At 54.2% G+C, this 14,229-nt stretch carries 17 protein-coding genes; 3 read left to right on the top strand and 14 right to left on the bottom strand.

What is annotated here, in order from left to right:
• Window positions 1-14: 14 nt before the first annotated feature.
• Complete coding sequence (locus G463_RS24060) at window positions 15-329, top strand: transposase (protein ID WP_084171657.1); 315 nt, start codon at window positions 15-17, stop codon at window positions 327-329.
• A 555-nt stretch (window positions 330-884) separates the two neighbouring features.
• Here G463_RS24060 and G463_RS22890 read toward each other — a convergent pair.
• Window positions 885-1,235 carry a hypothetical protein gene (locus G463_RS22890; RefSeq protein ID WP_156900204.1) on the bottom strand — a complete coding sequence of 117 codons (351 nt, stop codon included), beginning with the start codon at window positions 1,233-1,235 and terminating at the stop codon, window positions 885-887.
• A gap of 190 nt (window positions 1,236-1,425) precedes the next feature.
• Between G463_RS22890 and G463_RS0112850 the strand changes: the two genes are divergently transcribed.
• The gene (locus G463_RS0112850; protein ID WP_026975500.1) at window positions 1,426-2,463 is read left to right on the top strand and encodes a zinc-dependent alcohol dehydrogenase family protein; all 1,038 of its coding nucleotides are present in this window, start codon (window positions 1,426-1,428) and stop codon (window positions 2,461-2,463) included.
• Window positions 2,464-2,685: 222 nt separating this feature from the next.
• Here the strand turns inward: G463_RS0112850 and G463_RS0112845 are convergent, their stop codons facing one another.
• Window positions 2,686-3,255, bottom strand: a complete 570-nt coding sequence (locus tag G463_RS0112845; protein ID WP_026975499.1) for a manganese catalase family protein — start codon at window positions 3,253-3,255, stop codon at window positions 2,686-2,688.
• Between the two features lie 78 nt (window positions 3,256-3,333).
• Here G463_RS0112845 and G463_RS20320 point away from each other — a divergent pair, with 78 nt between their 5' ends.
• A complete protein-coding gene (locus tag G463_RS20320; RefSeq protein WP_342663826.1) occupies window positions 3,334-3,813 on the top strand; it encodes a PhzF family phenazine biosynthesis protein in 480 nt (159 codons plus the stop codon).
• A gap of 179 nt (window positions 3,814-3,992) precedes the next feature.
• Here the strand turns inward: G463_RS20320 and G463_RS0112835 are convergent, their stop codons facing one another.
• The 12 genes from G463_RS0112835 to G463_RS23625 all read right to left on the bottom strand — a co-directional run bounded on the left by G463_RS0112835 (window position 3,993) and on the right by G463_RS23625 (window position 14,168).
• Window positions 3,993-5,690: a hypothetical protein gene (locus G463_RS0112835; RefSeq protein ID WP_035487212.1), complete on the bottom strand. Its 1,698-nt coding sequence runs from the start codon at window positions 5,688-5,690 to the stop codon at window positions 3,993-3,995.
• A gap of 1 nt (window position 5,691) precedes the next feature.
• Window positions 5,692-6,318 (bottom strand): PulJ/GspJ family protein, encoded by a 627-nt coding sequence (locus tag G463_RS0112830; protein ID WP_156900203.1) that lies wholly within the window; start codon window positions 6,316-6,318, stop codon window positions 5,692-5,694.
• Window positions 6,249-6,671: a type IV pilus modification PilV family protein gene (locus G463_RS0112825; RefSeq protein WP_026975496.1), complete on the bottom strand. Its 423-nt coding sequence runs from the start codon at window positions 6,669-6,671 to the stop codon at window positions 6,249-6,251. The genes G463_RS0112830 and G463_RS0112825 overlap by 70 nt, the downstream gene beginning before the upstream one ends.
• An 11-nt stretch (window positions 6,672-6,682) precedes the next feature.
• Window positions 6,683-7,228, bottom strand: a complete 546-nt coding sequence (locus tag G463_RS0112820) for a hypothetical protein (protein ID WP_026975495.1) — start codon at window positions 7,226-7,228, stop codon at window positions 6,683-6,685.
• Complete coding sequence (locus G463_RS0112815) at window positions 7,225-7,761, bottom strand: PilN domain-containing protein (protein ID WP_026975494.1); 537 nt, start codon at window positions 7,759-7,761, stop codon at window positions 7,225-7,227. Before G463_RS0112815 ends, G463_RS0112820 begins: the two co-directional genes overlap by 4 nt.
• Window positions 7,758-8,705 carry a type IV pilus biogenesis protein PilM gene (gene pilM / locus G463_RS0112810; protein WP_026975493.1) on the bottom strand — a complete coding sequence of 316 codons (948 nt, stop codon included), beginning with the start codon at window positions 8,703-8,705 and terminating at the stop codon, window positions 7,758-7,760. Before pilM ends, G463_RS0112815 begins: the two co-directional genes overlap by 4 nt.
• 85 nt (window positions 8,706-8,790) lie before the next feature.
• A complete protein-coding gene (locus tag G463_RS21850; RefSeq protein ID WP_051322277.1) occupies window positions 8,791-9,249 on the bottom strand; it encodes a type II secretion system protein in 459 nt (152 codons plus the stop codon).
• Between the two features lie 94 nt (window positions 9,250-9,343).
• Entirely contained in the window at window positions 9,344-10,606 is a 1,263-nt protein-coding gene (locus tag G463_RS0112800) for a type II secretion system F family protein (RefSeq protein ID WP_026975492.1), read from the bottom strand.
• A complete protein-coding gene (locus G463_RS0112795; RefSeq protein ID WP_026975491.1) occupies window positions 10,599-11,645 on the bottom strand; it encodes a type IV pilus twitching motility protein PilT in 1,047 nt (348 codons plus the stop codon). Before G463_RS0112795 ends, G463_RS0112800 begins: the two co-directional genes overlap by 8 nt.
• A gap of 10 nt (window positions 11,646-11,655) precedes the next feature.
• The gene (locus tag G463_RS0112790) at window positions 11,656-13,314 is read right to left on the bottom strand and encodes a GspE/PulE family protein (protein WP_026975490.1); all 1,659 of its coding nucleotides are present in this window, start codon (window positions 13,312-13,314) and stop codon (window positions 11,656-11,658) included.
• 372 nt (window positions 13,315-13,686) lie between these two features.
• Complete coding sequence (locus G463_RS0112785; protein ID WP_026975489.1) at window positions 13,687-13,953, bottom strand: spore coat protein CotJB; 267 nt, start codon at window positions 13,951-13,953, stop codon at window positions 13,687-13,689.
• The gene (locus G463_RS23625) at window positions 13,950-14,168 is read right to left on the bottom strand and encodes a spore coat associated protein CotJA (RefSeq protein ID WP_026975488.1); all 219 of its coding nucleotides are present in this window, start codon (window positions 14,166-14,168) and stop codon (window positions 13,950-13,952) included. The genes G463_RS0112785 and G463_RS23625 overlap by 4 nt, the downstream gene beginning before the upstream one ends.
• Window positions 14,169-14,229: the final 61 nt, after the last annotated feature.

Below are 14,229 nucleotides of genomic sequence, written 5' to 3'. Positions count from 1 at the left end.
TGCGTTTTCTCAAGGTGCTACGCCGTCGTTATCACCGTTCCGAGCGGCTGTACATCATCCTGGACAACTTTTCGCCGCACAAGCATGAGCGTGTCCGAAACTGGGCGGTCGAGAACAATGTGGAATTGGTCTACACTCCGACACACGCATCGTGGCTCAATCGGATTGAGTGTCATTTCGGGCCGTTGCGCAAGTTTGTGCTGAGTGGCAGCAACCATGAGGACCACAAGGCACTTGCTGACGCAATTCGGGCATATATTCGCTGGCGCAATAAGCACAGGCGAAACGCTAGCCTTCTACGGGAACAAAAGAAGATCAAGGTTGCCTGAAGGGGCACTAGTTTATAATACACCTGCCCTGTTGAACTGTACTGTTCAATCCAGTGAAGAGGCTTGTAAGTGAACGTCACACCCTGCTTGGTTTTTGGATCCGGTTTCCCCTGCGGAATCACTCTTTTCCATGATCTAGGATCTTGGCCCGTCTCCTGGATTTCGAAGATCTCCCCAGGTGGGCCATAAAATCCAAACGTCATGTTTCCATCCGAGTCCCACGACATGATTGTGGGGTTTTCAACACCTAGCCCCCCTGTCACCATGTACACTTCATGATCGTGCGGATTCTGTGCCACTTGATATTGTTGCAAATCCGCTTCGATCTGTTGCATGGTGGCTGTGTCAAAGTTGTCATTCGGAAGCGTGTAATCCTTTGGAACATTCGACGAAGGATGAAACGTGGATAAATAGCCAATGCCGACAATCATCAGGCTCGCTAGCATCCATGCGATGTGCTTGAGACGAAGCCTCATGGATACAACCTCCTGCCCAAAACGAAAGGAATTTTCACATAATTACACGGACAATACAAACAGATTTGGCGGGATCCCGTTATTGCACTCTGTGCGGAAGTTCAAATGTGTTCATTTCTGTCATAGCCTCGACGATCCATCGATAGGGCAGATGTTCCGTCTTTGGTACGGAAATAAATTGTGCAAAGTATCCATTCCCATCCACGGGTATTTGCTGCTGAATTCCACTGTCGGCCATGGTGACGTGCAATTTGGAAATAGATCTGTCGAATGCCACTCCCGATACGAAGGCCCATCCCCTGGAAGCACACATTCCCCAGTAGAGAGGTTCACCCGACGGCGGCTTGGTCCATCCACCGCCAAATACCCATTCGCCCGTCTTCACATTTCTACTCAAAACACCCGAAACAATTTGATCTTCTCCATCCACCTTACATGTTCCCAATATCCCAGTTTGACGACCACGCTGAACGTATCGCAACAAAGTCACGTGAGACACCTTATGCGCTGGATTGCGTACGGGGCAGTCTATGAAGTGGTGTTTTTCCCAAAATAACGATACAATTTCGCGTTTGATTGTAGTATTATAATATTTATCCACGTGAAGGAGGGTGTCAATAATGAAAGCGCTTGTATATCGTGGCCCTGGAAAGAAAGAATGGACGGACAAACCTACCCCGACCATTCAATCGCCCACAGATGCAATTGTAAAAATCACCAAAACCACCATTTGCGGAACAGATCTGCACATTTTGAAGGGCGATGTGCCTGAGGTGGTTGAGGGACGTACGCTTGGCCATGAAGGTGTTGGGATTATTGAGGAAGTCGGATCCGGGGTCCATAACTTCAAGGTTGGAGATAAGGTTTTGATATCCTGCGTGACATCCTGCGCGAAGTGCGACAACTGTAAGAAGGGCATGTATTCGCACTGTGAAGACGGTGGCTGGATTCTCGGACACCTCATTGACGGGACACAAGCCGAATACGTAAGAATTCCGTATGCGGACACCAGTCTGTATCCGATTCCGGAGGGCGTCGATGAAGAGGCGCTTGTGATGTTGAGTGACATCCTTCCCACCGGCTTTGAGATCGGTGTCCTGAAGGGGCAGGTTCAGCCAGGAGACACGGTGGCTATTGTCGGTGCCGGTCCCGTCGGTTTGGCAGCCCTACTGACAGCCCAATTCTATTCTCCCGCTGAAATCATCGCGGTTGACCTGGATGACAATCGATTGGAAGTTGCGCGTAAGTTTGGCGCCACAAAGACCGTGAACAGTTCCCAGGGCAACGCTGTGGAAGCCGTCCTGGACCTGACTGGCGGCAAAGGCGTGGATGTCGCCATTGAAGCCGTTGGAGTGCCAGCCACGTTCGATATCTGTCAAAATATTGTAGGGGCGGGTGGACGAATCGCCAACGTTGGCGTGCACGGCAAGAGCGTGGATCTACACCTCGAGAAACTGTGGATTCAAAATATCACCTTAACCACTGGTCTCGTGGACACAAATTCGACGCCGATGCTGCTCAAGACCGTGCTGTCCGGTAAACTCGAACCAAAACAACTCATCACCCACCGCTTCCCGCTGTCTGACATCCTACAGGCGTACGATGTCTTCGGAAACGCCGCGAAAGAAAATGCGCTGAAGGTCATCCTGTACCAGTGAGACTCTAGCCGCAACGAGTGCTACTACAGTAGCATTGCGGCAGTGGAGATCCCCTTCAAACGTCGTGAAGGGGATCTTTTCATTTTGGGTGGCTGCACTGAACACGGGAGAACACCTCAGCTTGTCCCACAACCGTCCGCCGCCGCACGCCTGGAGTGGGTACTTCAGGACTCGACGGCTCGTGCATCCCACGAAACCCAGCGAGCACGGTCGCACCACAGTTCAGAATACGGTCTTCTTCTCCTGGTGCTCCTTGAGAATCTCCACCGCTTCGCGAAAGCGCAGCGAATGCACAATCTCCCGCTCCCGCAGAAACTTGAGTGCGTCTTGAATATCCACATCATCCGTGATGTCTATCAGCCATTGATAGGTGGCGCGCGCCTTTTCCTCCGCGGCGATATCCTCGTACAAATCCGCAATGGGATCGCCCTTCGCCTGGATGTATGTTGCGGTCCACGGAACGCCCGCCGCATTGTGATACGCCAGCGCATGGTCGTGATCGGCGAAATGCTCACCAAGCCCCGCCGCCTTCAACTGTTCCGGTGTGGCGTCCTTGGTCAATTTGTAGACCATGGTGGCAATCATTTCGAGGTGGGCGAACTCTTCCGTCCCGATGTCGGTCAACAGCCCAATGACTTTATCCGGGATTGAGTATCGCTGATTGAGATAGCGCAGGGCCGCCGCCAGTTCCCCGTCGGCACCGCCATATTGTTCAATGAGAAACTTGGCCAGCCTTGGATCACATTTGCTGACGCGGACCGGATACTGCAGCTTTTTTTCATAAATCCACACAAACATCCACCCCCGCCGTTGTGGTCCTCAGGGATGGATATGCGAGCACGAGTTGTCTGTATTCGGTGAGCCGAGGAAATCGCCCGTATTTTCGGGATGAACGTTTCCGACATCGCATCGAACTATCCCATTCGACTTGGTTATACGGGAAACTGGCACTTACTCGTCCCCGTGGCTTCCCGCGCCGCCATCGATGCTGCGCAACCTCATCTCACCGAATTAGCCGAGATGAATGCGAAGCAACAGTCAGCGACTACACATCTGTTTACATTCTCCGAAGAAGGAGATCCATACGATATTTACACCCGTGACTTTGGCCCTGCAGTGGGCATCCCGGAGGATCCGGTTACCGGCGCGGCAAATGGCGCGCTGGCTGGGTATCTCGTTCTGGAAGGAATACTGAATTCCGAACAAAGACATTCGTTACGCATCGCGCAGGGAGATTCCATGGGACGTCCGGGAATGGTCTTCGTGGATACCATTCCTGGAGATTCACCTGAAATCCGCGTGGGCGGTACGGCAGTGATCACAGGGACTGGCCAACTTCAGCTGGATTGACCACTTATCATGCTGAGAATAGAAACTGACATGAGGTCATCTCCAAAGAACCTCGGTTATTCCATCCGAGGTTCTATTCGTAAATTCACACAAACATCCACCCCCGCCGTTGTGGTCGTCAGGGATGGATATGCGAAAATGGATTGTACGTATCTGGGATCCCTTGAACACCATCCACGTTAACTACCAACCGAAGTGGTCGGTTGTGGCATCGGAGCCAGCATCAAACCACTCACCGCTGGCGTGGTGGCTCCACCGCCGCCACTCCCTTTGCCTCCGCTATCGGACCCGGATCCGCTGTTGTTCCCAGCATTGTTACCATTGATTATAATCCCGGGATTCCCCCACAAATCAGGTATACTGGTGAGTATCACATTTTCTCCTTCCACTTGTCCGTGAACGGTGTACGTCTCACCGTGAGACCCTGGACTTCCCTCTAAATACACGTAGTCACCGCTGACCAAGCGTCCATTGATGGTGGCCGTTGGTACCCCGATGACAATAATGGGCCCAGCACTACGGAGATCCAATTGGCTGGTGGTTCCCGGCGTATTGACAATCACTACGTGACCACCAACGTAAATTGGAGCCGTACCTGTAAGTGTCCCGCCAAGAACATATAGATCCCCCTTTACAAACAAGGGTTGACTGACTGTCATTGTGCCGAGATGTGGTATAAACAGGGAGCCATCCACCAGCATACTGCTGGACATGTTTAGATTAGTTTGGCCGAACAAGAATCCTGAGACCACTAAATTCCCTGGTACGTGAGTCTGATTGTTCACGGTGGCAGATTGGATGACCAAGTACGTATGATTGCTATTCAAGTCCCCTTGAGCCACATATTTCGAGTCACCGCCAAACCAAGGAGACAAGATGCCTGACCATAGGTCTATGCCAAACGCAGGTGGGTTATTTGCAAACGAAGATGACACATTTTTGAGAGTTGTAGACAGTTGCTTTATGTCCGTTTGCCACTGAGAATACGATTGGTAAGGAACCAACTGTGCCCCATGCTCGTACTGTGGCAGTTGAGAAACCGCAATGGACGGGGGCGGGGAAGAAGCGTTAATTTGGGTCGGGCTACTGTCATCTGATTTGTTCAGACACGATGTAAGCCAATCATCTCCGTTAAATCCACTAAAGGAGTAATAACCCTTGGCCGCCGATAGCGTGGAGCCGGTAAAGTCGGGAAGAAACGTCTGGTTGCTGGAGAGCCCCAAGAAGTACGACCATGGCGTAATACGAAAGTCCACAGCTCCTGCTTCTATCTGTCCTTGAGAAATCTTTGGATTTCCAAGCACGTACAGGTGGTCGTCTGCGTACACCGTCATACTGGGCCCGTTACCTGAATTGTCTCCGCCGTTGTCTCCACCCCCTCCAGGACTGGAACTCCCCGACGTAAATGATCCGGAAATTGTGAACGTGTCCGACAACGTTCGAGTGACCTGATTCACTGTGCTGCTCACCACGACGTCATACGTGGCCCAGATGGTGGTGGCAGACGAATCATTCGCCTGGACTTGTTGAAAATCGTCATCCGCCAGATTAAACTTCACCAGCGTGAACGGTCGGCTTGAGTCAGAATTGGGGAAGTCCGCCGACACAGCCTCAGGCAGCTGTTGTAAGTCGGCAATCGCCGTTGCCACATCCGTGATTGTTTCGCCGCCCATTTTTTCCCATTCTTCGCCCGTCTTCTGGTACAATGCCTGCATGCCGGAGCGCGCATTGTCCAGAGCAGTCGTGGCATCCATGAATTTCGCGCTGTTGGCCATGTCCTGCGCAGACGTGGCCACCAATGCGGTCATCATGGTACTCAAAATCAGCACGGCCGCGAGCACGGTGAGCAGCGTGGAGCCCTTGTCTTTCTCCTTCAATTTAATCCCCTCCCCCAAGGGTAAAGTCCTCCGTGGTTTGATATACCACCGGCGATTCGGTCCCATAGTAAGTAGCCTGCAGGTTCAGCTCAATGACGTTGTCGACATCATTCAACTCAAAATTTGTCCCGGCAAACGATGTATCGTTGAAGGTATAAACCGTGCTCGGCACGAGCGGCGGTCCGTCTCCGGTAGGGGATGATGTATCCGTGATTGCAATGCCTATGATTGGAACGTTCCCATTCGACGGCCCCGTGGTTCCAGTTGTTTTTAATTGGATTTTCACAGTATTTCCATTTGCATCCAGTCCCATCCAAGAAGCGCCATCCGGCGCATTTTCGTCCGGCCCGAATGTAACCAGATTCTGAAATATCTGCTGTATGGCATTGGACGTAAATATGACATTGCTGCGTAAGTTACTCTGGGATTCAATCGACTGCCATGATCTGAATTCATAAGAAATCACGAAAACCAGCAGAGTGGACACCACTGATCCAATCACGAGTGCAGCCAACAGTTCTATTAAGGTCAGTCCTTCCTCCGCTTGGGAAAGACTTGTCATTGATCGAACAATCGCTTCAAGGCAATTTGTTTGGTGATGGTTTTCCCGCCTTGAATCGTCGACCATGACACGTCCACCTCCACATAGACTGCACTGCTTGCCGCCCAACTCGGGGTTGGCTGTATTTGATGGGGTACGACCATATAGTGGACCCCGTGGAGTGTCTCCACCTCGGGCGTCTGTCCGTACTGTTGTTGATAGTCAGACAGGAACGCAGCCGCGCCTTCCGACTCCATGCGCGCCATCATGTTCTGTGCCAAAGTGGTCGCATCCTGCTGCTGCGCGTTCAGCTTTGAGGTAACGAACATGGCGTTCAAAAGCATTAGCATGCCTGTCAAAAACATACTGAGTATCACCACAGACGCCAGCACTTCAATCAAGGTCATACCATCTGGCCGAGTGGCATGAAGGCGTTTCATCTGAATCATCCTCAAGAGAGGTATGGAAAATTGAACTGTACCTCGAGCGTCTGTCCATTCTGTCCTGCATTCATGGTAAAGCTGCGCAAGACGGACAGTCGATCGCTCGTCTGAATCAAATTCACAAACTCAAGCAATTGGGCCGTACTTCCAGTCGCCTGGATGTCTGCATACAGCGGCTGTGTCCCAGCAGGGGCGGACACCTGCCCCGTGCCGCCGGAAGTTGGGTTGCTATTCCCCGTTGTTGATGAGGAAAACGTCACTGTCTGCAATTTGGCACCGGATTTGGCGACGGCATTCCCAATCTCGCGCATCAGACTGGATTCATTGGCGCCTTTCGGCGTGACTTGAGCTGTTGCAGGAGCAGTCGTCGTGTTCTTGGGTTTGGCTTGTGCTCTCGCCAGTTGTTCCTGCAAAAGCAACAGCTGACTCTGCACAGTGTCAAAATTCCGGCGATGGACTGAGTAGTTCCGGTATTCAACGAAAAACCACACAGCCGAAACGATGGTTAACAGAGCCAGCAAGACGAGGACCCATTGTGACTTTGCTCTGCTCATGCCGCACCGCTCCCCGTCATGGTGGCATTGATGCTAAATGTAAAATCTCCATTCGCACCCGAGGATACATTCTGGACCAAAACCTGACTGACATTCGGCACCCGTGCCAACGCATCTTCATAGTCGGCCAGGGCATCGACGCTCTTGCAACTTCCCGAAAGAGTCAGCGCTGTTCCTGACCACTGTACCGTGGTCAGTGACGCGCCGGAAGGCAGCACCTTGGAGACGGCCTGTACGAGCGGTTGCACCAAGGTCTGTTGCGCAGCAGGTTCTGTCGCAGGAGCCGGTGACTGCCCGCCCTCTGCACTGTGAACCGCGTTCAGCTTCTGCTGCACTGCTGCCACATCTGACTGGGCCTGTGACAGCAACTGTCGTTCACGCACATCACTGCTATGCTGCAGCCAGGCAGTGATACAAAATGTGAGAATAGCAATGGACAGCAACCCCACCCCAACTGCTCTCAGACCGAAAGAGTACCGTTCTTGCACCGTCTCCTTAGGCAGTAAATTTACTTCCATGAAGGCTGAATTCATCCTTCGTATCCTCTCCTCATGGACAGCCCGAGTGCCATGAAAGCCTCCGGTGAGACGTCGTTCATCTGTCCAACTACGCCCAACTCAATCAAGTTTACTTCCGTTGACAATTGTTGGTTAAGCTGTTCAATAATAAAGTGTTTCTTGGGATGCAGTGTATGCACATACACCACGCCCACCGGTCGTTCTACTTCACCCAGATTGAAGTTGAAAAAGTTCACGACGCGGTTCATCTCATAAACAATGTCCTCCGCCGCAGATTTCAGCAGCATCGGATCATCCACTTCTCTGCCAATGCCCATCTCCATAGTGCGCACGAAATACAGGTGTGATCCTACGAATATGGAGAGCGCCAACTCTTCGTCGTCCAATTGAACCAGAATCATCAACTCGGATGGATCACGCGGTTTAATATTTCCTACCCGAATCAACGCCAGCGGTTGAATGTCAACCGCCACTGGATTGAGCCCTACCGCTCTCACCAGTCCAATTCGTTCCGCAATCACCGCTTTCGGCGCAGCAATCAGGCACACCCCCATCTGATCTGCCTCCGCTTCCATCGCGCCAATCCCCGGCACCCGCTTCACATCAAACACCGGATCTTCGAACGGCAGGTGGATGGTGACGCCCAGTTCCACCTCAATGGCTTGCCGCAGCGCGGTCTCGGGTACCACCGGCATCTGCAGGTAGCGGACGATGACCTGGTCGTTCGGCACCGACAAAACCACCGGCTTACCCCGCAACCGATGGGCCGCCACCACCTGTCGCAGCTCTCTCTGCACGTGCGGATTAAGTGTGGGGGTCCCATCCTCAGAAACGGGCATAGGCAACGAAAACACATCTGCGACACGCACCTTTTCCGTTCCATGCTGCAAGACCACACCCGAAATCCCATGCTTTGCAACGTCGAGACCGACAACTCTTTTTCTTTTTGTTCCGAACATCAGTTCCTCACCCCTCACATTGTCCGGGTGAAAGGAGAGACCAAGCTACGGTCTCTCCGCAGGAAAAACATCTAGGATGCCTGATTTATGGATTCGTGGTGGGATTATCCACTGTAGGCGCAGATTCCAAGTTTGTCAATTCAACCCTGTGGGGCGACTTACTTGATGTGACAATGTCATAGTTGCTGCCATTGGAGCTAATTTTGAAAGGATTTCCCCAGGCATCGTTTGGAACGGATTGCAGGTAGGGACCGCCGTCTGTACTGCTTGTTAGTGTCCCTTCTATTTTTGTCGTTGATCCTGTAGGAAATTTTCCATCGTGATCTGCCGCATACCGATTCAGTGCTTCGGCAATGACCGACTCCGACTGTTTCGTAGTGTTGATCTTCGCATTATTGATGGAGTTCAGCACCACGGGCACTGCAATCGAGGCGATGACCGCCAGAATCACGATGACCGCCAACAATTCAATCAATGTCACGCCGGCGTCTTGTTCCGCGGCATCGCGGCGGGCTCGTACAAACCGATACAACTTCTCCTTCATGAAACTACCCTCTCCCCTTCAAGAATTTCATATATGTGAGTTTGCTGGTCTGAACCGAAGTTGGCCAGCAAATCATCACCGACTGGATGAGACATCAGCCCAAGCTGCCCACCTGGGAATACAGTGAGAACATCGGCGTCAGCACGGCGGTGATAATGGTTCCGACAATGACCGACAGAACCAACATTAACAGGGGTTCCAGCAGGGACTTCATGCGGTCCACCATGGCCTCGGTCTCCGTCTCGTAGAAATCTGCAATTTTCGTGAGCATGAAGTCGAGGTTCCCTGTCTCCTCGCCCACCTTGATCATTTGAATCACGAGCGGCGGAAATAGTTTGCTGCGCTCGTACGGATCGGACAGCGTTTGTCCGGTGGTCAGACTTTCCTCGCTATCCTGCAGCGCCCGTCGAATCACTTCGTTTTCCACCACTTCGGCAGACAAGCGCAAAGCCTGGATGATGGGCACGCCACTGCTGAGCAGACTGCTCAATGTCCGCCCCATCCGCGCCACGCTGGACTTCAGCACCAACTGTCCGAACACTGGCGTCTTCAACAGTACGTAATCACGCCAATATCGGCCTGTCCGATTGCGAACCGCCAGTTTGTAACCGCCGACGACGGCGATCAGCAAGGCCAGTACGACATACCACTGATGGACGAAAAAGTGAGATACCCCAAGGACAATCCGGGTCGGCAACGGCAACTGGACGTTGAAGCTGGCGAACACGCTGACGAAGGTGGGCACCACTTTCACCAGCAGGAACACCGTGACACAGACCGCCAGCACGCTGACGATGGTGGGATAGGTCAGGGCTGACTTCACCTTTTCACGGGTGTAGTGCTCCTTTTCAAAGAACACCGCCAGCCGCTCCAGAACTTCGTCCAGATTTCCGGACGCTTCCCCCGCCCGCACCATGTTCGTGAACACGGGCTGGAAAATGTGTTTATCCTTGTAACCAACGATGGCTTCCGACAACTGGTTGCCGTTGAGAATCTCCGAGCCAATTTCACGAAGCGCCTTACCCAGGGTCTTATTCTCCGACTGTTCGGCCAATACCTGCACCGCGTCCGCCAATGGAACCCCCGCCCGAATCAACGTCGCCATCTGTCGGGTAAACATCGCAAACTCCCCGGATTTCACCTTCTGACCAAAGTGAATCTCCATGGACCAGATGCTGTCGCCCGATGCTTCGCGCAGCGACCCGAGCAAACCGCGCTTGCGGTACTCGTTGACCTCGAGCGCTGTTAACCGCTGTTCCCGCAGGCGCAGCACGGCATCCCGCTTCGTTTCGGCAGAAATGCGCCCGCGCTGCCGCTTGCCCGATCCGTCCAGCGCCACGTAGGAGAATTCAGCCAAGCGTCAGCACCTCCACCCCGTCAGCGCGCCATTGCCGAAGGACGGATTCGGAAACCTTCTTCTGATGAATCAGCTCTTTGATGCTCATTTCCATGGTCTGCATGCCGAACTGCCGCCCCGTCTGCATCATCGATGGGATCTGGTGGCTCTTCTCCATGCGAATCAAGTTCGCCACCGCCGGCGTGTTGACCAGAATTTCGAACGACGCCACGCGACCTTTCCCCGCGAGCGATTTATGGAGCCGCTGCGACACCACGCCCTGCAGCACCGACGCCAACTGAATGCGCACCTGCGTCTGCTGCCCGGACGGAAATACGTCCACAATCCGATCAATGGTCTGCACCGCGTCGCTCGTGTGCAGGGTCGCAAACACCAGGTGCCCCGTCTCCGCCGCCGTGATGGCCGTGCTGATGGTCTCCAGGTCGCGCATCTCACCCACCAGAATCACGTCGGGATCTTGCCGCAGCGCGGCGCGCAGCGCCGGCGCAAATCCTTTCGTGTCGAGGCCGATTTCCCGCTGGTCCACCACCGACATGCGGTGTTTGTGCAGATACTCAATCGGGTCTTCGAGCGTGATGATGTGCTTGCGCTGCGTCTGGTTGATGAGGTCAATGAGCGCCGCCAGCGTCGTGGACTTACCGCTCCCGGTGGGACCGGTCACCAGCACCAACCCGTGTGGTTTCTCGGTGAACGCGCGGATGGCTTTGGGCAACCCGAGTTCGTCGCACGATGGGATGGCGTTCGGTACCGTCCGGGCAGCAATGCTGACGCACCCGCGCTGTCGGTACACGTTCACGCGGTAGCGACCGACGCCGTGGATGCTGTAGGAAAAATCAATTTCCCCAGCGTCCTGAAATGTCTCCCACTGCCGTTCCGTCAACATCGTGCGGGCCATACCCTCGAGGTCCGCCGGCGTCAGCACATCGCCATCTTTGATGAGTTCTCCATCAATCCGGTAGACCGGCGGCGAATTCACCGACACGTGCAGGTCCGATGCCCGCATTTCCTGGGCGCGAATGAGCAGTTCATTGATGTTCACCCAAATCACCTCAATCCCAGCCCGACACGCGAAGCACCTCGGACAGGGTGGTCAGCCCCGCCGCAATCTTCGCCATGCCGTCTTCCAAGAGACTGGTCATTCCCTGGCTCTGCACGTAGCTCCGATACTCGGCGTCCGTCCGCTTTTCCACCACCATGCCGCGCAGCTCATCGTCCAGTTTCACCACTTCGTGGATGGCGAGACGACCGCGGTAACCCGTGTTGTTGCAGTGACCGCAGCCGCTGCCTTTCACCATTTGCGTCATCGGTACACCGTGCGCCTCCAGCCAGGCCGCCTCCGAGGGTGTGGGTGTGTACACCGCTCGACACTGATCGCAAACCCGGCGCACCAGCCGCTGAGCCACAATGCCTGTCACCGCCGACGCCACAAGGAACGGTTCAATCCCCATGTCAATCAGCCGCGTCAGACTGCTGACCGCGTCATTGGTGTGCAGCGTACTCAACACCAAGTGCCCCGTCAGAGATCCACGCACCGCGATTTCCGCCGTTTCCGAATCGCGAATCTCCCCAACCATGACGATGTCCGGGTCCTGGCGCAGAATGGAGCGCAGACCGCGAGCAAACGTCAAGCCAATGACCGGGTTCACCTGTACCTGGTTGATGCCCGGCAATTGGTATTCCACCGGATCTTCAATCGTGATAATGTTGCGTTCCACACTGGACAAGTGCCCGAGCGCCGCGTACAGCGTGGTGGTCTTTCCGCTGCCGGTGGGCCCCGTGATGAGCACCATCCCGTGGGCGGAGCGGATCATCGATTGAAACACCCGCAGATTCTCCGGGGACATGCCGAGCTTGTCCAGTTCCAGCACCGCATTCTTGGCGTCAAGCAGACGCATCACGCACTTTTCCCCGTGCACGGTGGGAATGGTGGACACGCGAATGTCCACCTGGCGAAAGTCCACCTCCACCTGCATTCGCCCGTCCTGAGGCAGCCGCCGTTCCGCAATGTTCAGGTTCGCCATGATTTTGATCCGCGTGATGACAATGTTCTGCATGCTCTTCGGCAGCGTCAGCTCTGTTCGCAACAGGCCGTCCACGCGGTAACGGACGATGACCTCCTCCAAACCCGGATCAATATGAATGTCGCTGGCCCGCTGCTGCAATCCCTGGTGCACGATTTGGTTGACCAAACGAACCACCGGAGAGTCCTCGTCTGTCACATGCTCTCCCAGGGCTTCTTCCTTTGGCACCAACGTGCTCAATTCTTCAAGCGATCCCGGCAGGCCATAGTACCGTTCAATGTACACCTGCATCTCGTGCTTGGAGGCAATCACCGGCTCCACGTTGAAGCCCGTGCTCATGCGGATGTCGTCGATGGCGTAGTAATCGAGTGGGTCCACCATCGCAACGGTCAACTTGTTACGCTCTTTCTTGAGCGCCAAGACCTGGTAGCGTCTGGCCACCGACTCCGGAATCAGAGCGACGATGGTCGGGTCAATCTGAAATCGGAACAGGTTGACGTGCGGTACGCCCAATTGAAATTCAAGCACTTCAATGAACTGTTCCTCAGACAGATACCCTTCCTGAATGAGGATTTCGCCCAGACGTCCCTTGGTCTCCCGTTGAATCTCCAGGGCATGATCCAACTGTTCCTGCGTGATCATCCCCATGCTCAACAGGAGGTCTCCCAGCCGAATCCGCGTCGTCATGCCGTTCTCCCCTCACCCTGGCACCCCACCGCTGGCCGCGCCGTTCTCTCTTGTATGGTCTTTCATCTATATGAATACTGCTTCGCTCGCCAAATTCCTTCACGATTTGTCGATTCATAACAGATTATTTATCATTATTTTCGGTGCGTGTTGTTACATTCGATAGCGCGCATGGTTTCCCGTCGCCACCATAAAAAGGCCCTTGGAACCGTGGTTGTCATCACTCCGTCACCGTTCGACGCACGGTCTTCGGACGCGCGGAATCCAAGGGGAAAAGAAGATCATTTAGAATCTATATCCATTTTTATTCTGTTTGTGGACGGACTGCGATATGGGTGTATCTGGAACCCCCCTGACATCCGACGTCCACCCCTACACCTGCCACGGCCACGGCGCGGACGACCAGGTCCAGGTCTGGCCGACCGGACTGTTTCCGTACTCGAGCAGCGGGCCAAACGCCATTTCGAACTGCTGCATCAGGACCCGTTTGCGCCGCTGAAACTGTGTGAACTGGGACAGGGCCTGTTGATCGGCCGGATGTGTATCGAGATACAGCGTCAGTTCCACCAGGACGAAATCCACCGTTTGCAGCTCGTGCAAATATTTGTAGTACTCCTTCGGCAGCGTGGCCTGGCTCACGCGTCGTCCCCCCTCTTGTATCGGGGATTGTACGGACTGTACAGATCCGGCCACAACGTACCGTACTTCAAGGCTTCATGCGGGGAAAACTGGCGCAGACCCTCGGGCTGGAAGGTGATGTATTGGTTCGGAGGCACAATGTACGCTTTGGGCAGTGGTGGGCACGGATCGAACGGTCCGCGAAATGGTTGATACGGTCGCCACTGTGAATCCACCGGAACCCTCCTCTCAGGTGCGGACGGAATTCCATCCCCCGAGACGGTTATATGCAGAGCG

The organism is Alicyclobacillus contaminans DSM 17975 (assembly GCF_000429525.1).
GTDB classification, from domain to species: Bacteria; Bacillota; Bacilli; order Alicyclobacillales; family Alicyclobacillaceae; genus Alicyclobacillus_A; species Alicyclobacillus_A contaminans.
Note: the sequence above shows the minus strand (reverse complement) of the source record. Positions and strands in the feature narration are given on the sequence as shown.